Consider the following 23,690-nt stretch of genomic DNA (forward strand, 5'->3'; position numbering starts at 1 on the left):
CATTAGATTCAGGTTTTGTTCGTTCGCAAACATGTCTCATGATAAAGGCAGGACTCCCCTACATGGATATCAAATCGCTGGCCGTTTGCCTGTACTTGCTGCTTGTATACTGGCTTTCGCTGCATTTTCCTTCCCTTAAATCGTTGTTCTATCCTACGCTCGGAGCCTTCAGCTACTTGTTCGCAAGTCGATCGTTCGCAATTAAAGACCTGGTAAGAATGACTGTTGGCGCAGGCGCCGCCTCGATGATCGGCACCGGGCTGTATATCGCTCAGATTGGATTGATGGGATTTATGCTGACCGTCCTTACAACTTTCTTCCTGATTAAGAGGTTTCATTTGAACGCGCCGCCGATTTTAGCGGTGTCGCTGGTCCCTTATTTTGCGCAGCCGCAGCATTTCTGGACGACACCTATTGCCGTACTGGCTACCTTGGCCGGGCTTGTCGTCACGCTGCTTGCTGTGCAAATGTTCTGCGCCTTATATGCCCGATTACGCTCAAACGCGGCCGACGCCGCTGCGAAAGAAGGCGCGCGCACCCCTGCTCCCTGAGCGGTATCCACAAGTCCCTGCCCGGGCACAAACGCCGATCGAGTCTCCTTCCAAGCCGAAGAGCCCCCTTACCGGGGGCTTTCGGCTGTATTTCCTATGGACAACGCCGAAATCCGCGGGTTCCAGTACCTGGGCAGGGACATCAGCTGCAGCAAGGACTTGATCCGCAGCGGGCCGGTTACTTCGCGGCAGCCGGTTCAGCCACAACTTTGTACTTGCTGTGGACGTACGTTTCCGCTTTCGGCTCGGTAATTACAGCCGCGTTCAGGCTGTCCGGCTCCGGATCGGTCAGCGTGTAGGTGACGACTGCACGGTCGTCACCTTCAAAGCGGATGCCGGTAACCTGGATGCCATAACCGGCCGTCGGCTTCTGGCCGCGGGACAGGACGACCTTACTCACGTCGTCGTTCACTTTCACCACGGATACGCTCACTTCTTCTTGAGGCGCCTGCGGTTTCGTATGCGTTTCCACGAAACGGATTGCCTTGTGCAGCCAAACAGCCGCTTCACCGCGGGTCAGCTCCTGCTTCGGGAAAAACTTGCGGTCTTCGCCAAGCTTCACGATCCCGTGCAGCACCATCCGCTGCAGGCTGTTATTGTAAGCCGGGTCGATATCGTCCTGATCCGTGAACTGAATCCACATTTTAATAACCGGGAAGGCGCCCTTCGTATCGATCGCATGAATCAACAAATCCGCAAACTGCTCGCGCGTAATCGATTCGCTTGGGTCAATATCGCTCGGTATCGGCAGGCCGTTCAAGTGCGCGATCACGAACGACTCCGCATACCAGGCGTTGTTCGGCACCTTCTTGAAGTAGTCGGTAGCTTCCGGCTTCTTCACAAACTTCAACGGATCGATGTTCAGACCGAACGCCTTCACCAGCATATGCACGCTTTGCGCATAGCTGGCTTTGCCCTTCGGTACGAAATGCTTATCGTCTACCCCGCTTACGATCCCGCGAGCTTTCAGATCCATCACCGGTTCCTTCTGATCCGCATCCACATCGTTAAAAGCAAGCGCAGACCCCGCCAAGGCCCCGGTTAACAGCGTCGTTGCCGATAATACGGTTATCCACTTTTTTATCATTAAAATCCCACCTTTTACAGAATACTCCGGAGTTATCTATATGAACGGACCCCTGGTGCAAAAGGTTGCAGCTTCACGGCAACCTTTCTTCCATTTGGACGAACAAACGCTTGCCTGCGACTGTCATGACCGGCCGACAGCCGCATATGTTTAGGGTATAGAATCGACCCCAAGGAGGGAGAATCGCGTGCCGGAAGCTTTCATTCAAATCGCGCTGCTTATTATCATCATCCGCTCGGTGTTTATGGTGTTCCTCTTGTCGCAGCAGCTTAACAGACAATGGCTGGATTTGCTGTATTACATGGCCGTTGCGTTGGTGGCGACCGCGTTCCTGCTTCAATAAGAGATCAGACGAATAAGGAAGAGCCTTTTGCCGGGATGCGGGGAGAAGGCTTTTTTTGCGTTATGTTCAGAATGAAACTTCTATGCTATTATAGTTGAGGCGTTGTCGTTTTATGTAGATACATAGCGAAATAGCACTAATATCGCGTTCTATTGACCGATCGTCAAATAACGTGGTAAGGTGTAATAACCTAGTAATTCCATTGGAATTATATAATATTCAAATGATAGGGGAGAAATCAGAATGTTGACTTGGAGAAAAAGCGCCCTGTTCGTGCTCGTGTTCGTTCTGTCGATCGCCATGATCGCCTGCGGCTCGAAACCTCAGGAAGCGGCAAAACCGGCGGATAACGCCACTGCATCGGGAAGCGCTCAAGCGAACCCGCTGGCAGGCAAGAAAATTGCACTCATTATGCAAATCAATTTAGGAACGTTCTCGGCCCAGTACATAGAAGGCGTGAAAGAGCAGGTTGAAAAGCTCGGCGGTACGGTCACCGTCAACCCGGCTGACGGCGATCTCGCCAAAATGTCCTCGAACCTCGACGCTGCGATTAATCAGAAGGTCGACGGCATTCTGATCGACCACGGGACAGCGGAAGCGCTCGAAGCCGGCGTGAAGAGAGCGCTGGAGAAAAAAATTCCGGTCGTTGCGTTCGACGCCGACTTGAAAGTGCCGGGCGTAACGGTGCTCGAGCAAGGCGACGCGAAGATGGCCGAGCAAACGCTCGAACAGCTCGCGAAGGACATTAACGGCAAAGGCAACATTGTCAAAATTTGGGTTGCGGGCTTCGCGCCGATGGAACGCCGCCAAGTCGCTTACCAAGCCTTCCAGGCTAAATACCCGGACATTAAAGAAGTGGCTGCCTTCGGCGCCGCTACGCAAAATACCGCGCTTGACACGCAGGCGCAAATGGAAGCGATCCTGAGGAAATATCCGAACAAGGGCGACATCGCCGCCGTCTGGGCTTCTTGGGACGAGTTCGCCAAAGGCGCCGCACGCGCCATCCAGCAAGCCGGCCGTACGGAAATTAAAGTGTACGGCATCGACATGAGCGACGAGGACTTGCAAATGATCCAGGACCCGCAAAATCCTTGGATCGCCTCCGCCGCCGTCGATCCGAAAGATATCGGCCGCATCCAGGTTCGTTATTTGTACCAGAAGCTGCACGGCGACGAAACGCCGGAGAAAGTCGTGCTGGAGCCGGTATTCGTGTCCCGCGATCAGCTTCCGAAAGAGCAAATCTCCACAACCGAGCTCAGCAAGCACGTCAAAGGCTGGGGCGGCAGCCAGCAAGGCTACACCGATTGGCTGAAGCAGGCGGAGAACAAGTAAGCATTTGAATATTCCGATCCCATCGGCCGCTCAAGGTCCGATGGGATTTTCCATTGAAGGAGCGTGAGCACATCCGATGGCAAGTTCTTCCGTCAGCCTGTTGAACATGTTGGGCATTACGAAGTCTTTCCCCGGCGTACGGGCGCTGAACAAGGTCGATTTTGAGGTGCGGGGCGGCGAAATTCATGCGCTGCTCGGCGCGAACGGCACAGGCAAAAGCACGCTGATGAAGGTGCTCTCCGGCGCCTATCGTGCGGATGAAGGCACCATTGCGATCGACAGCAGACCGCTTGCGATCGAGCAGCCGCTTGACGCGATCCGCTTCGGCATTCAATGCGTGTATCAGGAAGTCGATACCGCACTGGTCCCTCAGCTGACCGTCGCCGAAAATATTATGCTGGACCGGATCACCGGCGGGCGCCGCTGGATCGATTGGAGCGCCTTGCAGCAAGATGCCGCGCGGCTGCTAAGCGAGCTTGGCTTGACCGGGATCGACGTAAAGCGGCAAGCCGGCGAGCTCTCGATCGCCCAGAAGCAGCTCGTGCTGATCGCACGGGCGCTCGCCCAGCAGGCGAAGTTCATTATTTTCGACGAGCCTACCGCACCGCTCAGCAATGAAGAAGCCGACCAGCTCTTCCGCCTCATGAACCGGTTGAAGGCGGACGGCGTCGGCTGCATCTTCATCTCCCACAGGCTCGCCGAGGTGTTCCGCATCAGTGACCGCGTGACGGTGATGCGCGACGGACGCCGCATCTCCACGAAGGCGGCCGCCGATACGAACGCCGCTGCCGTCGTAGAGGAGATGCTCGGCAAGAAGTTCGACGAGGAGTTCCCCAAAGCGCAGGTCGCCATCGGCGACACGCTGCTGGAAGCGCGCGGGCTGACGTCGGGCACGAAGGTGCGCGACATCAGCTTGTCCGTGCGGCAGGGCGAAATCGTCGGCGTGGTTGGTCTCGTCGGCGCAGGCAAGACCGAGCTGTCGCGCGTCCTGTTCGGCGCGGACCCGCTTGATGCCGGCGAGGTACTGCTGCGCGGCAAGCCGCTGCGGCTGGCGAAGCCGGCCGATGCGGTCCGCTCCGGGCTGGCGCTGATCCCGGAGGAACGCCGCAAGCAGGGCGTGCTGGTCGAGCTGCCGGTGATGGCGAATCTGGCGCTGCCGATTCTCCGCGCGCTCAGCCGCCTCGGCTTCGTGCAGCGCGGGAAGGAAGCGGCGAACGCGGAAGCGCGCATCGCCGAGCTCGGCATTCAGCCTGCGAACAAGAACCAGCTGGTTAAATATTTAAGCGGCGGCAACCAGCAGAAGGTCGCCGTAGGCAAATGGCTGCCAACCAACGCCGACGTCTATTTGTTCGACGAACCGACGAAGGGCGTCGACGTCGGTGCGAAGAGCGACATTTTCCGATTGATCGGGAAGCTCGCTCAGGAAGGCAAGGGCATTCTGTATTTCTCATGCGAAATCCCGGAAATTCTCGGGATCGCCGACCGCATTCTGGTCATGAGCTACGGACGCGTCGTCAAAGAGCTGTCGCGGGCTGAGGCCACACAGGAACAAGTGTTGTACTACGCAAGCAGCGGGGAGGCTTAACCGAAAGTGAAAGACAAACTACTCGATTATTCGTATAAATACGGCGCGTTGGCCGTTATTGCCATCGTCATTGCCGCATTCTCGTTCGTCAACGAAAACTTCCTCTCGTACGATAATATGGCGGACATTCTGCGGTCAATCTCCATCGTCACGTTCGTGGCGATCGGCGTAACTTTCTCGCAGATCGTCGACGGGTTCGACTTGTCGGTCGGGGCCACCGTATCCTTGACGACCGTCGTCGTGGCCACGCTGATGGTCTGGTTCCAGCTGCCGCTGATCGTCGTGCTGATCGTCCCTCTGCTGATCGGGATCGTTGTCGGCCTGCTGAATGCGCTGCTTATCGTCAAGGTGCGGATCCCCGACCTGCTGGCGACGCTTGCCGTCATGTACATCATCGGGGGCGTGCACAAGACGTATACCAAGGGCTTCTCCATCTACAACAATATGCAAATGACGGACGGCACGAAGGCGCCGGGCAAATTCGACCCTTCCTACCTGTGGATCGGACAAGGCAAGCTGCTTGGCGTGCCCGTTCCCGTCCTGATCATGATTATCGCCGTTATCCTCGTTCATATTTTCCTAACCTACACGCGCTGGGGGCGTCAAATGTACGTTACCGGCGGCAACCGGGAAGCGGCCCGGCTGTCCGGCATTTCCGTCAACCGGGTGCGCACGTTCGCTTACGTCTTATCCGGTATATTCGCCGCTGTGGGCGGGATCTTGTTCGCCGCCCGGGTCGGCTCCGGGCAAATCGACGCCGGCGCTCCGATCCTGATGGAAGCGGTCGCGGCCGTGTTCGTCGGTTACTCCGTGCTTGGCGCGGGCAAGCCGAACGTCATCGGCACGTTCTTCGGCGCCGTGCTGATCGGCGTGCTGCTGAACGGTCTGACGATGCTGAACATGCCGTATTATGCGTTCGATATCATTAAAGGGGCCGTGCTGGTCATGGCGCTAGCGATTACGTTCATTCACTTGAATCGCCGCCGTACGTAAAAATAGCTGCGGCTCACACCCCGTATCGATGCGATACGGGGTGTTTGGTTAACTCTTTTTTTCGACCTCAGGCATTCGTCCATACTTATTGCCGGGTACGTTCATACAGTGTTCATGTAGGACAATAACCAAATGAAAGGGGTTTTGAACGATGGGTGCTCTTGGTTTCGGTGGAAGCTGCGGAGGTTTCGGCGGAAGCTGTGGAGGTTTCGGCGGTTTAGGGACTACCACAGGTGTAATTCTTGTTCTGTTCATTCTTCTGGTCATTGTATCCAGATGGTTTATCTAAATAGGGATGTAACCATCTCCTGATTCAAGATAAGAGACGGCAACCGTACGGGAACTGTACCCCGTTATGGTCAGCCGTCTCTTTATTGAACCCATCTCAAGGTCTGTCCTGCCAATTCCATAAGCGGACCTCACCCACGCGAATGCTGGCTACCCATGGCTCCTGCTTGAGCTTTAATATTTCTTTGGTCGGTCCGGTAACTACAGCTCCGTAAAGCTTGACACCGTTCGTTTCCAGGTACTGGATCGCTTGATCGATTTGTAACGAAGGCGCTAATGTTTTTGTGATCGATCTGTAATCTTGAAGCAATCGCAGCGTCTTCATGAAATTTTCGTTTCTCAGCTCTCCGCTGCCATATGTGTCAATCGCAGGGTAGCTGCCTCCTTTGGTGACAATTTTCCCGAACCAGCCGCTTTTCTGTTCTTTGTAGCTTGTAATCCGGATATCGTCATGGTGCCAGACCGGGCGATAGGGAAAACCGACCGGGTTCCAAACGATCGATTCTTCCGACGTTTTCTCAAGGCCCGTATCCGCCGCGAACCAGACGGGTGTCATGTTTTTGTTTTTAAATTGTTGAAGCAATTCGTCCGTCGTAAACATTCTGTCAAACGAGAGAGCCGCTTCCGTCACCGTACCCTCCGGCAGCTTCTCCAATTTGCTCCATTCCTGGCCGCTATCCTGACGAAACGTATTGGGAAACTGAAAGACGGCCGTATTTGTATGGTCATTCAACCATGACATCTGTCCGATGCCCGGACGGTTGAATACAAATGAGAAGGAGAAATCACCGACAACCGCCCTTTCATCTCCAATCTGCCTTCTCATTTTTCCATGTAAGTCCATGGTAAAAAAGAGATTACTGTTCGAGCTTAACGCAACCTCGACATTCGGACGGGTCACGGCAATCGTTGAGGTAACGATATCTTTATAATGCTCCATCCGATTCGGCTCTCCCGCAGCGTAAAAGAGATTGGTGCAAATCGAACAGATTAACATGACCAGGAATACCATGCCTATAACGGTAAACGAAGTATTTATCCGTGCTTTCCATTTTCCTTTTCGAATGATGCTGGCTTCTTTTAATGAATCTGCGGTCTCGGCTTCTGCTTCCCGATCTTTTCCCATAAGCTCATCCATATAAGACTGATAAGCCTCCATTTTTTCAATCTCCCGTTCCACCTCTTCCCTTTCCTCCGCAGGCAGCTTGCCTTCCTCGTAAAGCTGCAGCTTTCTTCTGAATTCTTCACTCATTTGCATCCATCCTTTCGTTCTGCCGCCGAAGTTTTTGCCGAGCCCGAAATAACAGGATTTTGAGGTGCGGCAATCCGATTCCCATAATGTCCGATGCTTCTTGATAAGACAACCCGTTGAAATCAACCAGTAAAATCGCTTGCTGCTGTTTTTCGGGCAGATCCAAGATCCATTGCTCCATTTCCTGCCTTCGTTCCCGCTGCAGCATCTGTTCTTCCGGCGTTTCCCGGTCCGGCATCTGCTGGAAGTAACGGATATCTTGAGCGAAGCTGTGTTTTTCTTTGCGCTTGACATCGATAAACGCATTGTAGGCCACCCTGAACAACCATGGCTTTACCCTGTCATCCTTGCAGTTTTCCAAGTACAAATAAGCGCGGTAAAAGGTTTCCTGTACCAGGTCCTGGGCGGTATGATGTTCGCGGCAGAGGGAGAACAAGTAACGATAAACGTCATTCACATATTTTTGATACATGGTATCCAAGGAATCCCGATTCATTGCCTCCCCCCTCACTGTATACACGTACAGCCCGAACAAAAGTTACATATATAAAAAAACTTCACCGGCGTCAGAGCCAATGAAGCTATTTGGGGAGAGCGGTTAGGTGTTACTTGATATCCAGCGTCTCATCCAACCACTCGAAGACACGTTGATTAAAATAAAGCAGCGCACCGAAATGACAGTGTTCTTCAGCTCCATCTTCCGCGGTGAAAAGCATGAACGTTTTGGGGCAGGTAAGAGCGTCATAGAGCATCTTCGGCTGGCCGGCGAAGAAATGATCGGCTTCGGCTTCGCATACCAGCGTCGGGCACTTGATTTTATGCGCCACGCCTTCCAGCGTGACAGGCTCTGTTTTCCGGATGAGTTCGTGAACGGATTCAGCCTGATACGTGAACATGCCATTTTCAATGGCCCAACGAACACCGGTATATTGGGAGGTCAATACTTCAAGGAACTTCTCCACATACGCCGGATTGTTTAAGTCCTCATCGTTCCCCCGGTGAAGCTTGCGGGCGATCTCTCCGAATTGATTGGAGAACAAACCGTCGTTAGCGATGCAAGCAGCCAGCCGATGTTCATAGGCTGCAGCACGAGGCGCTAAATATCCTCCGAGGCTGATGCCCATTAGCGCAATCCGGTCGGGGTCCACGTCGGGGCGAGTCAGCAAGTAATCGACCACAGGTGTGACAACCTTCTCCCAATCATAACGAAACGGGATATGCTGCTCACGAATGACAGCGCCTTGTCCCGGACCTTCGAAAGTAAGGCAGTTGTACCCACGCTGCAGCGCAGCCGCCGCTACTTCCAAATAAAGTTCTTCGCCTGTTGAGTCAAACCCTCCGTGAATAAGTAAGGTAGGTCGCGGTGTATCGTCCACACGGTAATAATAGCCGGGCAAATAGGTCCCTTCATAAGGAATCGCTACTTCTTCCACCGATGTATCCATCAATTTAATAGCTTGGCGAAACGTACTCCGGCTTTTCCCCCATGTTTCCAAGATACGCGGGTCTTTCGGATTTCCATGCAGAAAAAATTCCGCAGTCCGATAGTAATTATGGGCTCGCAGATAGCACTCGCGGGCACTGACCCGTTTGCCCCGCTCTAAACTGTCGACAGCCAGCGCATGAATGCGTTCGGCTGTTCGATACCATTCCGTATACCAGCTTTCAAAATCGCCCTCTTTGATCCGATACGCAGTGGACAGACATTCGCCGATATCCGCTCCTCCGTATGGGGCGTAACTCAAAGTACGCAGCAGCTCGAATGAAAATGTTTGATCTTGGAAAATAAGACGCATAGAAAATTCCTCCTCATATTTATTTAACATATGGACCGAATGACTATATGTTAAATTTAACCTAAATCAAAAATAACATATAACATTTCATGAGTCAACAAAAACATAAGTCATTTTTAACATATATAAAATCTGTTTGATTAATTGTAAAAATAAATATATATTAAAAAGAACCTATATTACATTTAACTTACTTATAAAAGGAGTTGTTTTCATGAGTTCCATGCGTTATGCCTTGCTTTCTTTATTGGCGCGCGAGCCTCTCAGCGGTTACGATATCAAGCAGCACATGAACAATCGACTGGGGCCTTTTTGGAAAGTGGGCAGCAATCAGGTGTATCCGGAATTGTCTAAAATGGAAGGGGAGGGCTTGGTAAAGCTTCAAGGGGTCGAACAGCATACGTATCGCCCCGCCCGGAAATTGTATGAGATCACCGAAGCCGGACGAGAGGCATTAATACAGTGGACGATAGAGCCTATGGAGCTTGAACATAGTGTCCGTGATGATTTTCTGCTCAAGGCTTACAATTCCTGGCTCGTAGAGCCCGGGCAAATGGCCGTTCGAATTGCGGAAATGAAGAAGCAGCATGAAGAGAGGTTAGCCGCCTATTTGGACAAAGTGAAGGAGCTCACCCCATTGCTTGAAACGTCCGGCAGCAGCCATGATCCGATTGCCTCCAGCATCTCGGTCGTTGAATTCGGTATTCAATATGAACGTCTATATATCGAATGGTGCGATAAATTAATGAGCAAACTTTAAAGTCAAGCAGCCAGGGAGGGCAATTCGAAGCGACCCGTATTCTATTTGTCTCTCCCCAGGAATACAGTCACTTGTACAAGTATGCTTCAGGGGGTATGCGTTCGTGAGCATGTTCATCTCTTATATCCTCTTAGGGTTGTCTTTATCGGCTCCAATCGGGCCGATTAACGCCGCACAGCTGGACAAAGGAGCGAGATACGGTTTTCTTCACGCATGGCTTGTCGGGGTTGGCGCTATGGCAGCGGACGCCGTGTACATGCTGGTTGTTTACCTGGGTCTCGCTCATTTGCTCACGACGCCTTTCATGAAGACGTTCTTGTGGAGCTTTGGCTGCTTTGTACTTGTGTATACGGGGATTGAGAGCTTGCTGCATAGCAGAGGGGGCCTCGCCGCGAACGCGGCCAAGGACGAAGCGCTTTCGAAGTCTTTGATCTCGGGCTTTCTGATGGCGCTGTCGAATCCGCTCAATATTTTATTTTGGCTCGGCATTTATGGATCCATCCTGGCCCAAACCGTGGAGTCTTACGGCGTGGGTAAAGTATGGATCTATAGTCTGGGCATATTTATCGGGATCTTGCTGTGGGATTTGATTATGGCTGGTATTGCAAGCACCCTGTACAAGGTTGGAAGCAGGAAGATCCTGCCCTGGATCTCCGGACTGGCCGGTATATCCCTGATCGGCTTTGGCTTCTATTTCGGCTATCAGGCCTTTAAGGCGTTATTTTTGTAAATACGGGACATTCACCTGGTTCCCCTCCTCATCATACACATATCACGTACACGATGAAGGAGGATATTTCACATGTCAGAGCTATAGGATGACATTTCATCCGATCCCTCCCACCCTTCCTGGGAATTTTGCTTTGACGGAAATCCTTATTTCGCCTTTTGTGCAACGCCCGCCCATGTTATACGCAAAAGCAGGCATTTTCCCTACCTGCTGCTCGCTTTTCAGCCCCGCTGGGTATTTGAGAAAATGAACAATTCCACGCATTTCGGCCTCCCTGCCTGTTTCTAATGACCCGCGACTCGCCAATACCGAAAGAACCCTTCAAAGCTTACTTTGAAAGGTTCTTTGGCCTGGAGCAACGATATGAGGTTACACGAGATAGGGCGAAGGGGCATAGCTTTGCTGCAACTGTGCCATATCCTGCTGAGTCAGCTGTGGAACTTGATAAAAGTGTCTTTTATTTTGATACAAAAACAGCTCGTACCCCATTTCAATAAAATTAGGCACGCTATCCGCCATCATACGCCGAAGCACCGGATTTGTAATCTCCAGGGAGGCCATCGCAAGCAGGGAGGCCGTAGATTTAACAAGCCCCAGCATATAAGCGGAAATGCCTTGATCGCTGATTTCCCGGATCGACATCATCGGTTTTCTCGGCGCCGTCTTCACTAAGCCATAGATCACTTGATTATTTTGATCCATGTTATAAGTCTGTGTGGGATGTGACGGTTTCTTGCCTGTGGCGAAGGCTTCTACGGTAATGTTGTACAAGTCGGTAATGAATTGGTGCTGATGATACAGGATCCGCTTGAGCTCCTGGTCTTGAATGAACTGCTCAAAGATGACATATTGGTCCAGCAAACTAATGAAGCTCGATAAAATTTCATGCGAATCAAACATTTCATGGCCGCCATGATTCATGGAAGACATCGGAGCTGCGCCTGGTTGTGAATACGGGTTTTGCATACGGGTTGATTACCTCCTTGGATGTGTGGAATACCCCTTTACGGTTGGTCATTTTTATTCAAATTATGCAACAGGAATTGGCATGCCCCGTCTGTTGAATAAGTTGATAGGAGGTTAGATAAACGGATAGGGCAGTTCATGAACAGGAGGTATTATGACCCAACAACGGATCATCCATCATTTTACGATTCCTGCAAAACAAGGACGCAGCTTTACCCTCAAGAAGGGACAGACGGTGAAGGTGATTGACGCAGACGGTCAGCAGGTGGCAGATTTTGTCGCCTATCATGCCAATCATCTACAGGAACGGCTGGATCCGGGCGTCACCATGGATGCGCTGCGCACCATGAATGTTCGACCGCACGATGTTTTGTACTCCAACATGTACAGGCCCATGCTTACTGTGCTGGAGGATACCGTCGGCAAGCATGATTTGCTCAATCCCGCATGCCGCCCGGAAATGTACGGGTTTTTATATAACAAACCTGAACACGAAAGCTGCTATCACAATTTAAATACCGCGCTTGCCGAATTCGGCATCCCTCAGCCGGATCAGCACTACTCGTTTAACATGTTCATGAATACGGTGATTGATGATTCAGGTCGTATTCAAATCAAAACCCCTTTATCCGCGGCCGGCGATTACATGATGCTAAGAGCAGAAATGGATCTCATTGCGGCTATTTCCGCCTGCCCTTGCGAGGAAAGCAACTGTAACGGTTATCACTGTACCCCGATTCGCGTGGAGATCGGGGAACGGTGAACAAAGTCGGGCCTTCCCGCTTATGCCAAAAAACCTATGGATGCCATAACGATAGGTTCTTCCCGCTTTCCATCGGAAGCGGTCTACCTTTCAAGCTTCAGCACGTGACCGCTGTTGCGGCGGACCAGCTCGGCCACCTTCTCGTATTCGGCTTCATCGACATGGGCGCTCAGCACATACCGCAGCTCCCGGTCGTCCTCCCCGCCGCGGTCGCGTCCGGGCTCGTCCAACGCATGAAAGCCGACGAACGCCCCAGGCGCTCCTTCACCGGGATGCCCTGTCGACAGCCCGGACGAGCCGGCAACTCCGACGCTCCCCGAGCCGACTGTCGCCGATAATGGCATCAGCAGGACATCCCGCCCCGGCGTGTCGCCTACAGCTCCCACTTCAATCTGATCCGCCCGGTGCGCCTGAAGCAAAATTCGAACGTGTTCAGCCTCATCTTCGGTTTGAAAATAAGCTTGCAGCCGCTTGCTCATTCAACATCGCTCCTTTGACCAAATTAGGGCCTCTCCTCTCTTTTTCCCTAATTTGTCCAAAACTACGCATGCCGTGAAGCGATTTCGCCGTATGAGCACCCTATGGTAAACTTATATTTATGAAAACACGATACGTTGGGTTTATCGCCGCTTATGTGCTGCTATTCGCTGCCTCCGCTTACGTCAGCTGGAATCGCGAGCCCGAACGGCTGATGACGGACGTCAGCCGCCTGCAGTCCCGCCAGGTGCAGCGCATCCTGCCGGCAGGAGATACGGCAAGCCTGCAGCAAGCTGTCCGCGAGGCTGCCGGGCTCGGGCTGCCCGTGTCGATAGCGGGAGCCCGGCACAGTCAGGGCGGCCATACGTTCTACGATCATGCGGTTGTCCTCGACATGCGCGGGTATAACCGCATCCTCGGCCTCGACCGCGAGCGCGGACTCGTACGCGTCCAGAGCGGCGCTACGTGGGCGGACGTACAAAACTACTTGAACCCGTACGACTTGTCCGTCCGCGTCATGCAGTCGTCCAACATCTTTACCGTCGGCGGTTCGCTCAGCTCTAACGTGCACGGCCGCGACGTCCGGTTCGGGCCGGTCATCGAGACCGTGGACAGCTTCCGCCTGTTGACCGCGGACGGCGCGATCCGGAACGTCAGCCGCAGCGAGAACGCCGAGCTGTTCCGCCACGCGATCGGCGGCTTCGGTCTGTTCGGCGTCATCCTGGACGTCGACCTGCGGGTCACCGACAACCCGATTTACCGCGTCCGCACCGACTTCACCGATTACCGGTCCTTCCCGGGCTGGTTCGTCCGTGAAGTGCTGGCTAAGCCGGAGAAGGAGCTTGCGATTGCAAGGCTGTCCGTCTCGCCGGACAGCCTGCTCGAGGAGATGTATGTGACCACTTACAGCCGGACGGAAGCGCAGCGTACGCCGGAGCTGCTCCAGCTGTCCGAGGAGCGGAACGTCGAGCGCAACAAGTTCTTGTTCGGCTTGTCGCGCAAGTGGGACTGGGGCAAGCGGTTCAGCTGGGCGGTGCAGAAGGCGTACTACACCCGGAGCGAGGAAGGCGGGCTGCTGTCGCGCAACAATGCCATGCGTCCGGAGGTGGAGTTTCTGGAGCATGCGTCTTCGCGCGACTCGGACATTTTGCAGGAATATTTCATCCCTAGCGCGCGCTTCCCGGCTTTCATCGATGATGTGCGGCGCATCGTCCGCGAGAACCGGGTCAATCTGCTGAATGCGACTGTCAGGTACATGCCGCGCAGCGAGGAGGCGGCCCTATCGTATGCGGCGCAGGAAGGATTCGCCGTCGTGCTGCTGATCAACCAGAAGCTGTCGGCGGCCGGCGTCGCCCAGGCCGAAGCCGCCACCAAGCGGCTGGTCGAGGCTGCGCTCGCGCAGGGCGGCACGTATTATTTGACGTACCAGCTGTATCCGACCCCCGAGCAAATGAGGCGGGCGTATCCGGAGGCGGATTCGTTCCTCGCCGTTAAGCGGAAATATGACCCGAATGGGCTGTTTATGAATTTATTTTACGAAAGGTATGCGGGTGATCCGAGTGGAAGCGAATCGAAACGATAATGGGAACGCGCAGGCGGCTGCACCGACTCCGATGCGGCTGCTCATCGCTTCGCAAAGCGCGGCGTTGTTCGGGAGCGGCCTCGTCTTCCCGTTTTACTTGATCTTCATTAAAGAGATCGGCGCCGGCTTTACGGAATATGCGCTGGCCTATGGCCTGTTCACGATCTGCTCCTCCCTGCTGCACACCCGGCTCGGCGCCTGGTCCGACCGGTACGGGCGAAAGGCGCTGCTGCTGTGGAGCGGCTGGGGGATGGCCGCGCTGATCCTGCTGTTTCCCTTGGTGACGTGGATTGGCCAGGTGTACGTGCTGCAGGTGCTGATGGGCCTGTTCGGCGCCATGCAGAAAACCGGGGAAAAGGCGCTTATCGCCGACCTGACCGACCGCGCGGGCCAGCAAGAAGGCGGCGGAAGCCGGGGCCGGACGATCGGCCGGTACCACGGCTATGTCGGCCTGTTCTCGGGGCTTGCGGTGATCGCGGGCGGCTTCCTGATCGATCTGTTCACGATCGATCTTATCTTCTACATCGGCTCGCTGTGGATGTTCGTCAGCGGCCTGCTGCTGCTTCGAATGCGTGAGCCTCGTTAGCCCTCCGCAGGCGCACGCGGGTCCGCTGCCGATGCCGACTTGAACCGAATAGATGCCGGTCTATCCGGTATAAAGTGAAGTCCGCAGGCACACGCTAACCTCGGAGGTGATCAACCATGTCCGGAAGAAACAGCAAACCGAAAAACAATGGCCCGGCGAGCAGCCCGAGCCGCTTGGACCAATTCGGCGACAAGCTGGCGGAGGATACCGTATCCCGCGATGCGAACGCCTGCGAGCCGAGACGTAAATAAACCTTCTTTTTTTCCGCCTTACGCGCCGCAAAACCGTCCCTTCGGGACGGTTTTTTTGCTGCCGGGCAGCCTTTCTGGATGCGATTAACATGGACATACCGCCGCACGGCTACTATAGTTAAAGGATAAGACAGGCATGCAATGTCTGGCAAAAAAGGAGCAACCGCCTTGATACTACGATGCATAAAAATGGGGCTGGTCGCATTGATGACGCTGGCCTTCACCGTTCCCGCAGCTTCCCTGGCAACCGTTTCGGCCGCTCAAGGATTTAAAGATACGAACCGTCATTGGGGGGCGCTGGCGATCGAATGGGCCGCCGGTCAAGGGATCGTCGACGGCTACGAAGACGGCACATTCCGTCCCGATAACATCGTGTCCGAGCCGGAATTTCTCGCGATGCTGCTGCGCGCCTATCCTTCCCCGATCGGATCGGCCGAAATCGGGCAAGCCTGGTACGAGCCTTACTATGTCTTTGCCGCCAGCCGGCACTGGTCCTTATTGAATAATCCCGACCGCAACCGGTATAACCGCGGGTATGTCGCCCGCTTGATCGCTTCTACCCAGCAGGGGACGCTCGACTTGAACGCGTCCGTCCAATATTTGCTCGACGCCGGCCTCTCGCAAGGCAAGACAGCGGCTACCGTCGAAGGCTACCGCGCGGCGGAACCGTTATCCCGTGCCGAAGCCGTCCAGTTCATCATGAACCTGAGATCGAAAGTAACGGAGCTGAAGGCGGCGCAGGCATCCGCCGTAAAGGATAAAGCGCGCGAGGCATCCGTATCCGTGCGCGGAATCGCGATTGGCGATACGGCGGGGCAAGTGACGGCAAAGCTTGGGCAGCCCGCCCGCCAAGACGCTTCGGAGTACGGCTTCACCTGGTATGTGTATAACCAGGACTACAGCAATTACATTCAGGTTGGTATCGCCGGTGGGAAGGTCGTCGCCTTGTACTCCCCTTCCGATAACTGGCACACCGATCTGGGCATTCAAGACGGCGCTGCCCAAAGTACGGTGCACAAGCAATACGGCAGCCCGCTCACCTATATTTTGAAAGGCAACACGCGCTTCATGCTGAATAACGCCAAGGGCGAATACGATACCTACGACATCGACGGCGCTTACGTCACGTTCTTCTATGACGTCCACCGCAACGACATCGTGACCGGCGTGCAGGTGATCGGCCAGGCGACCGAGCAGGCTATGGCCGCCTTCTACGCCGGGAAGAGCGCTGCGCTCGTGCAGGCGTTCGAGCGTCAATCGTTCGATCTGGCCAATGCGGCTCGGGCCAAGCTCGGGTATGACGCGTTCGTCTGGTCGGACGCCGCCTCCGCCACCGCCCGCAAGCACAGCCAGGATATGGCCGACCGCGGCTACTTCGATCATACGAACCGCAGCGGATTGAGCCCGTTCGATCGGATGGAGAACGACGGCATCGCCTACCGTGCCGCCGCCGAGAATATCGCCGCCGGTCAGACGAGCGCCATCTTCGCCCACCACGGCTGGATGAACTCCGAGGGCCACCGCAAAAACTTGCTCAGCGATATCAAGAGGCTGGGCGTCGGCGTCGCGTTCGGCGGTCCGATGAACATTTACTATACGCAAAATTTCTTCACGCCGTAATCCGGTCACGCCCAAAAAGCGCCGCTCCAAAGGAGGGCGCTTTTTTGGGGGCGGCGACGGGCCGCCTTATGTTGACATCGCATTGTGTTACTTATAGCCCGCTCTTCTCCATAAATTCGAACAGAAACGACTGTCCGTTCCGATAGAAGCGCGGATCGTACACGCCGAGCCGCTTCTCGTCGTCCACAACGACGACGAAGGGCGACCACTCCTGCAGCGTCTTGGCCTTCGGATTCGTCTCGAAAAGCTGTGTCAGATCGGCCGTTTCTTGCGAATGAAGCTGCGTTTGCGTCGTCACGCCTGTCCACCATGTGCCGCGGGCCAAATCGACGGTCGCCCCCGACTTCCCGATGACGGTGAAGACGCCGGGAATAAAATCGGCCGACAGCGCCACCTGTTCGTAACGCTCAGACGCTTGCTGGTACAGCATGTACCCCTGCGCCGACTGCACAGCCACATGCAGCACCATCAGCAGCCAGACGAAGCGGTACACACGGTGTGCGGGGCCGGCGGCTCCTTGTCGCCGCCGGCGCCGGTAACGAACCACCAGCCAGCCGCCGAGCATCAGCGCCCAAAACGTCAGATCCACGATCGGAATCGTGCCGAACGTAACGCGTTCCGCCGAGAACGGCTCCAAATAGCCGGTGCCCCAAGCATTGAACAAATCGCTCGTATCGTGGATGAACACAGCCAGGGCGCCGATCAGCAGCCAAAACCAGCCGCGCGTTTTCCAGATCCATCGGCCCAGCACGGCCAGCACAGCCGCCCACACCGGAACGAGAAAGACGGAATGCGTCAAGCCCCGGTGCCACATCTGATAACGGCCCGCCGTGTCCCACCACGAGGAGATGACGTCGATATCGGGAATCTGGGACCCGGCTACGGTCGTAAACAGCAGCGCCTGCTTCTCTTTGCGCGTCATCCCCGTTTTGTTAACGGCGCCGTACAACGTTAACCCGAATAACGTATGTGTGATCGTATCCATCGCTCAGGCTACACCTTCTGCCCTACAGCCGCTGAAGCAGGCTGCTTCAGAATCGGCGTCAGCACCAGAATGCCGGCCGCAAACAAGACGGCCGCCGCTTCGTACATAGCGATCAGCGAGAAAACCTCTTTCAGGACGCCGGACATGCTCATCGTCACGACCATAGCGCCCATGAACATCGGGCTGAGAATGCCGTTCACCCGACCGACGAAAGCCGAATCGGTATTTTGCAGAATGACCGTATTAATTCCGATCTGAATCGCCGGCAGCACCAGTCCTCCGAGAAACTGGGCGGCAAGGGTCAACCAGAACATCGTGGAGAAGCCGGTAATCGCCAGGCTTATCGCGCTGACGGCCATACCGACGGCGAGCATCCATTGGGGCGACATTTTCTTCGACATGCCCATGGCGATGGCTCCGCCGACAATCATCGCTACCCCGTTGGCCGTCATCAGCCACTTCAGGTTCTCTTTATCCAAGCCGAGCTGCTCGGTGATAAGAAATACGCCGAGCGGCTGAATCAGGCCGAGCGCCAGACCAGCCGTCACAAAACAGGCGCCGAGCGTCGTGAGCAGCTTACGGGACAGCACGTAGCGAAAGCCCGCACCCATCTCATCCCACAGCGACGTCTTCAGGCCGCTGTCAAGCTCCGTCTCCGGATCTTTCGGCAGAAATAACAAAACCGCCGCAGAAAGCAGGAACGCAATGCCCATAATGCCGATCGCCACTCGAATGCCGTACTCCTGATAAACGAATGTGCCGAGAATCGGCCCCAAAATCATAAACAGCGCAAACATCGTCTGATACAGCGACATCCCCGCTTGAATTTTGTCCTCCGGGACATGCAGCTTAAACAGACGCATACCGGAGGGCTGAGAAAACTGCGACAGAATCGCGGAGACGAGCGTGGCGAAGAAAACCGCTTTCCACGAGCCAACCGACATCGTCAACAGAACGACGAAGATCGAAAGCGCGCTTAAGATATCGCACCAAATCATCGTCCGCTTCGGCTTCCAGCGATCCGCAAATGTCCCGCCGATGAAGGAGAAAATAAAAATAGGCGCAAACTCCGCCACCGAAATTAAAGAAACGGCCAACGAATCCCCGTTCGTTTGATCGACCACAAACAAAAGAATAGCGAAGTTCCGTACCCAAATCCCGATCTGCAACAGCAAACCGGACAACAAAATCACCTGCACGAACCGGTTGCGAAACAACCCGTCCATCCCCGCCGCTTTGGCAGCCATCTGTTTCATCCTCCAAACCTTACTAGCTATAATGTGCCCAACCAACTATAATACGACGACCACGGCCAAAAGGTTTCTTACGTTTTCAGGAAATTCGGATATTTCCTTGCAACCGGAAACAAGCTCCGGATCGAAATCCGAAGCTTGCAAGCCGCGAGCGAAAGCGCCTGGCTTTATAAGGGGACAACTGCAGTCCGATCTTCATAAACGCGCGCCTGGATGGTGAATATGACCTTCGTCCCTTCGCCTATCTTCGACTCCACGGCGATGGTCCCGCCCATCAATTCAATGAGCCGCCTTGATATCGCCAGGCCAAGCCCGGTCCCCCCATGCTTCCTCGCCGTATTTTCCGTCTGATAGAAGGGCTGGAACAAATGCGGCAAATTCGTTTCGGCGATTCCGATGCCGGTATCCCGAACCGTGAATTCAAGCTGTAACCGATCCCCCTCGCGTTTTTTTTGGCGAATGTGAATGTCGATCCCGCCTTTTTCGGTAAATTTAACGGCATTGCCGATCAGGTTGAGCAGCACCTGCTTCAGCCGCCCTTCATCGCCGACCACCAAAGCGGGGAGCGCCTGATCCAGCTGCCAACGTACATCCAGCTCCTGCTGCTGGCATTGCCGCAGGAACAGCTGCAGCGTCTCCTCTAGCGTAACCTGCAGGCTAAAGGGGTCTTGATTCAATGTCATTTTGCCGGATTCCATCTTGGTGAAATCGAGAATGTTCTGGATGACGGTGAGCAGCCCCATGCCGCTCTTGGCGATGATCTTCACATATTCCCGCTGCTCAGCGGAGAGCGCCGTTTCCTGCAGCAGTTCGCTCATGCCGATCACGCCGTTGAGCGGGTTGCGAATCTCGTGGCTCATGACGGCCAAAAACTCGCTCTTGATCCGCGCCACCCGTTCCGCCTCCAGCTTGGCTTGCAGCAGCTGCTTCTCCGTACGTTTCTGCTCGGTAATGTCTTTGGAAATCGTATAAATGTCAGCGATCTTCCCGTCCGCAATCATCGGCACAATCGTCGTGCTCAGAATAATCTCTTGCCCGGAACGATGGCGGATTGTACATTCGACGGTTTGCGGCGTTCCCTGCAGCGCTCTTGCGAAGCAGGAACGAATCTTTAGGCTGTCGCGGCGGCTTAAAAATTGGGTGAACGGCCTGCCCAGGTAGGCGCCGGATTCGTAACCCGTGACCCGCTCCGCCGCCGGATTCGTACGCAGCAGCCGACCGTTCAGGTCGAACATACAGACCATGTCGGGATTGTGCTCGAAGATCGAATCGTATCTTTGCTTGTTCAAGTGGGCAACCCGGAGCGCGAAGCGCGCGTCCATATGCTGGCTGACGGCAACGATCGCGACGATCAGCAGCGCGGCGGCGCCGAGCCATGAGGCGAGCAGCATCTCATCAATACGAACGGCGCGATGAACGACATCGACTTGGCCCTGCGCTTTGAATTGAGCTGCCAGCATACCGAGGTTATGCACGCCCACGATCGCCGTTCCGAACACGACGGCTGCCCCGGCTTTCCTCCAAGGCGAGGATGGGCTGCGCTTTCGCCGATGCAGGAGCGAAAGCCGAATTGCGGCGAACGACAGCGCAAACGCAAGGAGGAAGGACAACGCAACCAGGTACGGTTCGTAAGACAGCACCGCGGGCAGCCGAAGCGCCGCCATGCCCGTATAGTGCATCCCGGCGATAGCCAGCCCCGTAAACAGCCCGCCGGCCAGCGATTGCAAACTGGAAACGGCGCTTCGCGTCATGACCCACAGCGCCGCCCACACCCCCGCGACCGGCAGCAGCATCGACAAGATCAAGTACGTCGTATCATAGTGAACTTCAACGGGCAGACGGTACGCCAGCATGCCGACGAAATGCATCGACCAGATGCCGAGCCCCGCGGCCACCGCACCGAGCCCCATCCCAACCGCCCTGGATCTGCCTTTCATCGTGAGTAAGCGTTCGTTTAAATACAGCGCACAATAAGAAGAAAAGAAAGCAATCGATACAGAGAGCAGCACAAGAGGTAAACTGTAAGTTCCGTGCAGGTATTCCATACTTCACCTCAATTAAGTAGGCTGTATGACATAAAGTCCTCTCTATATAGTAATTCTAACGTATGATTATAAATTCCTTCTTTTCCCACGTAAACCTATAAAAGCTATTAACATATACATAAAATGTCATTTAATGAAGATGCCGCCGAAGGGCAACGCCTCTCTTAATACACGGCGAAGCAGCGAATCCTGCCGCATCCCGGCGGCGAACGCTTTATCCCGCGGCGTCGGCTGAAGCAGCACCTTCCCGTACCCGGTCATCTCCCACTGATAATTCATCCGCTGGCTGGCGAGCGGATTGCCGTACACACGCAGCCGCATCGCCGCCTTCTCCGGGAACGCGACGAGGCAGCCGACATCGACATATACGGGCCGGTGCGGGTCGAGCGTCAAATCGCAGAGCGGTCCGGCCGACAGCAGCCCGAGCAGTCCGCCCCCGGAAAATTTCATCCGCGCCCAGTCCTGCGTAACAAGCGCTTGCTTGACCTTCTGAAAGCGGCTTTCGAGCTTCATCCCGCCGCTATATAACAGCACATGGCGGATATCGAACAGCAGGTCGCTCTGCTCGGGCAGCTCCAACGGCTTTAAACGAAATCCCATCGGTACACCGAGCACGAACCGGGCGGGTCCGGCGATGCGCGATTCGACCCATTTTTTCTTGCGGTACATGCCGGACAAATTTAAAATCCGGTCCTCTCGCCCCTGCGGAGAGCCTTGATAAGCGATGATCCGGGAAGGGTGCAGCACATGCGCGGTATCCCCGTGGAACAGCTCCACCGTCGCCGCTTGTCCTTCCGTCCCCGTTCCGTCCACGTGAATGTTCATTCGGATCCCCCTTGCGCGCCGCCCCGTCCCCGCCGCCATAAAGTAAAGCGGATGACCCGGGTGATGATGAAATAAAGCAGCGCCAATCCGGCAGCAGTCAGCGCGGTAGCGGCAATTTGCCGATTTCGGACCGATTGGGCCCGTCTTGCGGCCTCCATTTGCTCGAGCAGCTGCTCGAGCCGATCGTTGCGGCTGCGGAGCTCACGGTTCTCCTCCAGCAGCCTCGCTTCCGCCTCCCGGAATTGCCGGGCGGCTTCCTCAGATCGGGCCACCGTCTCCTCCATTTGTTCCCGGCTTTGCTCGAGCTGCCGTTTCGTCTCTTCATACTGCTCCTGGAGCTGCCCGACTTGCTCGGGCATCCCGTATATATCTTTAATCCGTTCTACTATTCCGGCATGGGCAGTGTGCCACGGCAGGGCGAACAGCAGCAGCAACCCTGCCAGCGTTATGGACAACACGCGCATTTTCTTCCCGGGCGTGCGTCGTTTATTCGTAGTCCCTGGCATGGGTCAGCCTCCTTTTGACAAGCCATACGCTAGGTTATCCGATAAGTTTTATTGTACAAGCATGCCGCGCAAAAAGGAACACGAGGGAACCTGACAGGTTTAGGAGAGGGATAAAACAAAAAGAAGGACTGTCATTTCGAGCAGGCACCAAGCCTTCCCGAAACACAGTCCTTCCATATCCGCAGCCGCATGTAATCTTCACCGGAAATTATATTGTAAGCGTTAACAAGTAAAGCGATAGTAAAATTAAAGCACGTGCAGCCGGGACAAATACCCGACAGCCGATTCAACCAACCGCATCCATCCGATCATGGACAGCCAAAGGGGAACGCTGAGCATCACTCCGAACATCAACCCGACGGACAATCTTCCTTCCATGACTCCATGCCTCCTTTTGCTGCGGCCAATGCCGGCAGATTACTTCTATTATATGATGAAAGCGCTGCACTTGCATCTATTTTTCAGAATTTTTAGAAATCTCTGTACCAGGTTGACCCGCCTATTCTTGTTTCATGCGGATTGAACGATAATTAGGCGGCTGAAGCCGCGGAACTTTAAACTATTTTGCTTCATTTGGCGTAAAATATAGAGAGAGGTCCATTTCAAATTTGGAGGGAGTTGAGCCGCTTATGTTCGTTAGCCCTACCAAAGGTTCCGTCACGCTGGAAGACATGATCTTGGATCTGCATGCCTTCGTGCAGGCCGACCCCGATGCGCAGTATAAAATCGTCATCGGTACCGATTCGCACACGACCCGCAAGTATACGACGCTCATTACCGCTGTGATCATTCACCGAATCGGCAGAGGGGCCCGTTTCTTTTACAGCCGGAAAAACAGCCGTCCCTTAAACGACCTCCGCACACGCATCTACAAGGAGACCGAGCTAAGCCTGGAGCTCGTCGACGTCCTGAGCCGCAAAGGCATAGACCAATTGCTGTCGCAATGGCCGCTCGAAATCCATATCGATATCGGACAGCAGGGCGAGACGAAAGCGCTGATTCAAGAAATTTGCGGTTGGGTCACATCGGTCGGCTATGAGGCGCGCATTAAACCGTTGTCTTTTGGCGCAAGCTCCGTGGCCGACCGGTTCGCCGAATAGCTTAAGCCCGCTAC

General features: G+C 54.8%; 26 protein-coding genes and 1 pseudogene. 15 read left to right on the plus strand and 12 right to left on the minus strand.

The window, feature by feature from the left end:
- Nucleotides 1-62: 62 nt before the first annotated feature.
- Nucleotides 63-551, plus strand: a complete 489-nt coding sequence (locus ACZ439_RS08275) for a hypothetical protein (protein WP_054798481.1) — start codon at nt 63-65, stop codon at nt 549-551.
- A gap of 178 nt (nt 552-729) precedes the next feature.
- Here ACZ439_RS08275 and ACZ439_RS08280 read toward each other — a convergent pair whose 3' ends face one another.
- Nucleotides 730-1,638, minus strand: a complete 909-nt coding sequence (locus ACZ439_RS08280) for an S-layer homology domain-containing protein (protein WP_127609725.1) — start codon at nt 1,636-1,638, stop codon at nt 730-732.
- A gap of 187 nt (nt 1,639-1,825) precedes the next feature.
- On the opposite strand from ACZ439_RS08280, the gene ACZ439_RS08285 reads away from it, so the two are divergent.
- From ACZ439_RS08285 to ACZ439_RS08305, 5 genes are all read left to right on the plus strand, one after another.
- Nucleotides 1,826-1,981: a hypothetical protein gene (locus ACZ439_RS08285; protein ID WP_181410238.1), complete on the plus strand. Its 156-nt coding sequence runs from the start codon at nt 1,826-1,828 to the stop codon at nt 1,979-1,981.
- A 243-nt stretch (nt 1,982-2,224) separates the two neighbouring features.
- The gene (locus ACZ439_RS08290; RefSeq protein WP_430102823.1) at nt 2,225-3,313 is read left to right on the plus strand and encodes a sugar ABC transporter substrate-binding protein; all 1,089 of its coding nucleotides are present in this window, start codon (nt 2,225-2,227) and stop codon (nt 3,311-3,313) included.
- A gap of 76 nt (nt 3,314-3,389) precedes the next feature.
- Nucleotides 3,390-4,898 (plus strand): sugar ABC transporter ATP-binding protein, encoded by a 1,509-nt coding sequence (locus ACZ439_RS08295; protein WP_464620862.1) that lies wholly within the window; start codon nt 3,390-3,392, stop codon nt 4,896-4,898.
- A gap of 6 nt (nt 4,899-4,904) precedes the next feature.
- Nucleotides 4,905-5,891: an ABC transporter permease gene (locus tag ACZ439_RS08300; RefSeq protein ID WP_054798063.1), complete on the plus strand. Its 987-nt coding sequence runs from the start codon at nt 4,905-4,907 to the stop codon at nt 5,889-5,891.
- Between the two features lie 151 nt (nt 5,892-6,042).
- On the plus strand, nt 6,043-6,180 hold the full coding sequence (locus ACZ439_RS08305; protein WP_464620863.1) for a sporulation protein YjcZ: 138 nt from the start codon (nt 6,043-6,045) through the stop codon (nt 6,178-6,180).
- Between the two features lie 96 nt (nt 6,181-6,276).
- On the opposite strand, the gene ACZ439_RS08310 is transcribed toward ACZ439_RS08305, so the two are convergent.
- The 3 genes from ACZ439_RS08310 to ACZ439_RS08320 form a co-directional block, all read right to left on the minus strand.
- Nucleotides 6,277-7,431: an anti-sigma factor gene (locus ACZ439_RS08310; protein WP_464620864.1), complete on the minus strand. Its 1,155-nt coding sequence runs from the start codon at nt 7,429-7,431 to the stop codon at nt 6,277-6,279.
- On the minus strand, nt 7,424-7,927 hold the full coding sequence (locus ACZ439_RS08315) for a sigma-70 family RNA polymerase sigma factor (protein WP_054799836.1): 504 nt from the start codon (nt 7,925-7,927) through the stop codon (nt 7,424-7,426). The genes ACZ439_RS08310 and ACZ439_RS08315 overlap by 8 nt, the downstream gene beginning before the upstream one ends.
- Nucleotides 7,928-8,036: 109 nt before the next feature.
- Nucleotides 8,037-9,227, minus strand: coding sequence for an alpha/beta hydrolase family protein (locus tag ACZ439_RS08320; protein WP_127609737.1), 1,191 nt, complete (start codon nt 9,225-9,227; stop codon nt 8,037-8,039).
- Nucleotides 9,228-9,441: 214 nt separating this feature from the next.
- Here ACZ439_RS08320 and ACZ439_RS08325 point away from each other — a divergent pair, with 214 nt between their 5' ends.
- From ACZ439_RS08325 to ACZ439_RS08335, 3 genes and pseudogenes are all read left to right on the plus strand, one after another.
- Nucleotides 9,442-9,987: a PadR family transcriptional regulator gene (locus ACZ439_RS08325; protein WP_054798060.1), complete on the plus strand. Its 546-nt coding sequence runs from the start codon at nt 9,442-9,444 to the stop codon at nt 9,985-9,987.
- 103 nt (nt 9,988-10,090) lie between these two features.
- Nucleotides 10,091-10,717, plus strand: coding sequence for a LysE family transporter (locus ACZ439_RS08330; protein ID WP_127609739.1), 627 nt, complete (start codon nt 10,091-10,093; stop codon nt 10,715-10,717).
- Between the two features lie 87 nt (nt 10,718-10,804).
- A pseudogene (locus ACZ439_RS08335) lies at nt 10,805-10,987 on the plus strand (YqcI/YcgG family protein); the annotation flags it as partial.
- 99 nt (nt 10,988-11,086) lie between these two features.
- Here ACZ439_RS08335 and ACZ439_RS08340 read toward each other — a convergent pair.
- Complete coding sequence (locus ACZ439_RS08340; RefSeq protein WP_054798059.1) at nt 11,087-11,683, minus strand: spore coat protein; 597 nt, start codon at nt 11,681-11,683, stop codon at nt 11,087-11,089.
- A gap of 154 nt (nt 11,684-11,837) precedes the next feature.
- Here ACZ439_RS08340 and ACZ439_RS08345 point away from each other — a divergent pair, with 154 nt between their 5' ends.
- Nucleotides 11,838-12,446 (plus strand): DUF1989 domain-containing protein, encoded by a 609-nt coding sequence (locus ACZ439_RS08345; RefSeq protein WP_054798058.1) that lies wholly within the window; start codon nt 11,838-11,840, stop codon nt 12,444-12,446.
- Nucleotides 12,447-12,529: 83 nt separating this feature from the next.
- On the opposite strand, the gene ACZ439_RS08350 is transcribed toward ACZ439_RS08345, so the two are convergent.
- Entirely contained in the window at nt 12,530-12,925 is a 396-nt protein-coding gene (locus ACZ439_RS08350) for a hypothetical protein (RefSeq protein WP_054798057.1), read from the minus strand.
- A gap of 119 nt (nt 12,926-13,044) precedes the next feature.
- Here ACZ439_RS08350 and ACZ439_RS08355 point away from each other — a divergent pair, with 119 nt between their 5' ends.
- The 4 genes from ACZ439_RS08355 to ACZ439_RS08370 all read left to right on the plus strand — a co-directional run bounded on the left by ACZ439_RS08355 (nt 13,045) and on the right by ACZ439_RS08370 (nt 16,962).
- Entirely contained in the window at nt 13,045-14,505 is a 1,461-nt protein-coding gene (locus ACZ439_RS08355; protein WP_054798056.1) for an FAD-binding oxidoreductase, read from the plus strand.
- Nucleotides 14,474-15,091 (plus strand): MFS transporter, encoded by a 618-nt coding sequence (locus tag ACZ439_RS08360; protein WP_464620865.1) that lies wholly within the window; start codon nt 14,474-14,476, stop codon nt 15,089-15,091. The genes ACZ439_RS08355 and ACZ439_RS08360 overlap by 32 nt, the downstream gene beginning before the upstream one ends.
- Nucleotides 15,092-15,207: 116 nt before the next feature.
- Complete coding sequence (locus tag ACZ439_RS08365; RefSeq protein ID WP_258313521.1) at nt 15,208-15,342, plus strand: hypothetical protein; 135 nt, start codon at nt 15,208-15,210, stop codon at nt 15,340-15,342.
- Nucleotides 15,343-15,510: 168 nt separating this feature from the next.
- Nucleotides 15,511-16,962 (plus strand): CAP-associated domain-containing protein, encoded by a 1,452-nt coding sequence (locus tag ACZ439_RS08370; protein ID WP_464620866.1) that lies wholly within the window; start codon nt 15,511-15,513, stop codon nt 16,960-16,962.
- A gap of 91 nt (nt 16,963-17,053) precedes the next feature.
- On the opposite strand, the gene ACZ439_RS08375 is transcribed toward ACZ439_RS08370, so the two are convergent.
- The 6 genes from ACZ439_RS08375 to ACZ439_RS08400 form a co-directional block, all read right to left on the minus strand.
- A complete protein-coding gene (locus ACZ439_RS08375) occupies nt 17,054-17,947 on the minus strand; it encodes a metal-dependent hydrolase (protein WP_054799834.1) in 894 nt (297 codons plus the stop codon).
- Between the two features lie 8 nt (nt 17,948-17,955).
- Nucleotides 17,956-19,194, minus strand: coding sequence for an MFS transporter (locus tag ACZ439_RS08380; protein WP_054798055.1), 1,239 nt, complete (start codon nt 19,192-19,194; stop codon nt 17,956-17,958).
- A 173-nt stretch (nt 19,195-19,367) separates the two neighbouring features.
- Nucleotides 19,368-21,245 (minus strand): MHYT domain-containing protein, encoded by a 1,878-nt coding sequence (locus ACZ439_RS08385; RefSeq protein ID WP_464620867.1) that lies wholly within the window; start codon nt 21,243-21,245, stop codon nt 19,368-19,370.
- Between the two features lie 126 nt (nt 21,246-21,371).
- On the minus strand, nt 21,372-22,070 hold the full coding sequence (locus tag ACZ439_RS08390; protein WP_127607922.1) for an AIM24 family protein: 699 nt from the start codon (nt 22,068-22,070) through the stop codon (nt 21,372-21,374).
- Entirely contained in the window at nt 22,067-22,576 is a 510-nt protein-coding gene (locus ACZ439_RS08395) for a hypothetical protein (protein ID WP_155614475.1), read from the minus strand. The genes ACZ439_RS08390 and ACZ439_RS08395 overlap by 4 nt, the downstream gene beginning before the upstream one ends.
- A 246-nt stretch (nt 22,577-22,822) precedes the next feature.
- Entirely contained in the window at nt 22,823-22,954 is a 132-nt protein-coding gene (locus tag ACZ439_RS08400) for a hypothetical protein (protein WP_258313439.1), read from the minus strand.
- Between the two features lie 251 nt (nt 22,955-23,205).
- Between ACZ439_RS08400 and ACZ439_RS08405 the strand changes: the two genes are divergently transcribed.
- Nucleotides 23,206-23,676, plus strand: a complete 471-nt coding sequence (locus ACZ439_RS08405; RefSeq protein ID WP_054799832.1) for a ribonuclease H-like YkuK family protein — start codon at nt 23,206-23,208, stop codon at nt 23,674-23,676.
- The last annotated feature ends 14 nt before the right edge of the window (nt 23,677-23,690 follow it).

The organism is Paenibacillus sp. JCM 9796, from assembly GCF_055379675.1.

Coding starts and splice junctions, on each gene's coding strand:
- ACZ439_RS08275 (WP_054798481.1), top strand. CDS start 63: ATGGATATCAAATCGCTGGCCGTTTGCCTGTACTTGCTGCTTGTATAC.
- ACZ439_RS08280 (WP_127609725.1), bottom strand. CDS start 1,638: ATGATAAAAAAGTGGATAACCGTATTATCGGCAACGACGCTGTTAACC.
- ACZ439_RS08290 (WP_430102823.1), top strand. CDS start 2,225: ATGTTGACTTGGAGAAAAAGCGCCCTGTTCGTGCTCGTGTTCGTTCTG.
- ACZ439_RS08295 (WP_464620862.1), top strand. CDS start 3,390: ATGGCAAGTTCTTCCGTCAGCCTGTTGAACATGTTGGGCATTACGAAG.
- ACZ439_RS08305 (WP_464620863.1), top strand. CDS start 6,043: ATGGGTGCTCTTGGTTTCGGTGGAAGCTGCGGAGGTTTCGGCGGAAGC.
- ACZ439_RS08310 (WP_464620864.1), bottom strand. CDS start 7,431: ATGAGTGAAGAATTCAGAAGAAAGCTGCAGCTTTACGAGGAAGGCAAG.
- ACZ439_RS08315 (WP_054799836.1), bottom strand. CDS start 7,927: ATGAATCGGGATTCCTTGGATACCATGTATCAAAAATATGTGAATGAC.
- ACZ439_RS08320 (WP_127609737.1), bottom strand. CDS start 9,227: ATGCGTCTTATTTTCCAAGATCAAACATTTTCATTCGAGCTGCTGCGT.
- ACZ439_RS08325 (WP_054798060.1), top strand. CDS start 9,442: ATGAGTTCCATGCGTTATGCCTTGCTTTCTTTATTGGCGCGCGAGCCT.
- ACZ439_RS08340 (WP_054798059.1), bottom strand. CDS start 11,683: ATGCAAAACCCGTATTCACAACCAGGCGCAGCTCCGATGTCTTCCATG.
- ACZ439_RS08345 (WP_054798058.1), top strand. CDS start 11,838: ATGACCCAACAACGGATCATCCATCATTTTACGATTCCTGCAAAACAA.
- ACZ439_RS08350 (WP_054798057.1), bottom strand. CDS start 12,925: ATGAGCAAGCGGCTGCAAGCTTATTTTCAAACCGAAGATGAGGCTGAA.
- ACZ439_RS08355 (WP_054798056.1), top strand. CDS start 13,045: ATGAAAACACGATACGTTGGGTTTATCGCCGCTTATGTGCTGCTATTC.
- ACZ439_RS08365 (WP_258313521.1), top strand. CDS start 15,208: ATGTCCGGAAGAAACAGCAAACCGAAAAACAATGGCCCGGCGAGCAGC.
- ACZ439_RS08375 (WP_054799834.1), bottom strand. CDS start 17,947: ATGGATACGATCACACATACGTTATTCGGGTTAACGTTGTACGGCGCC.
- ACZ439_RS08380 (WP_054798055.1), bottom strand. CDS start 19,194: ATGGCTGCCAAAGCGGCGGGGATGGACGGGTTGTTTCGCAACCGGTTC.
- ACZ439_RS08385 (WP_464620867.1), bottom strand. CDS start 21,245: ATGGAATACCTGCACGGAACTTACAGTTTACCTCTTGTGCTGCTCTCT.
- ACZ439_RS08390 (WP_127607922.1), bottom strand. CDS start 22,070: ATGAACATTCACGTGGACGGAACGGGGACGGAAGGACAAGCGGCGACG.
- ACZ439_RS08395 (WP_155614475.1), bottom strand. CDS start 22,576: ATGCCAGGGACTACGAATAAACGACGCACGCCCGGGAAGAAAATGCGC.
- ACZ439_RS08400 (WP_258313439.1), bottom strand. CDS start 22,954: ATGGAAGGAAGATTGTCCGTCGGGTTGATGTTCGGAGTGATGCTCAGC.
- ACZ439_RS08405 (WP_054799832.1), top strand. CDS start 23,206: ATGTTCGTTAGCCCTACCAAAGGTTCCGTCACGCTGGAAGACATGATC.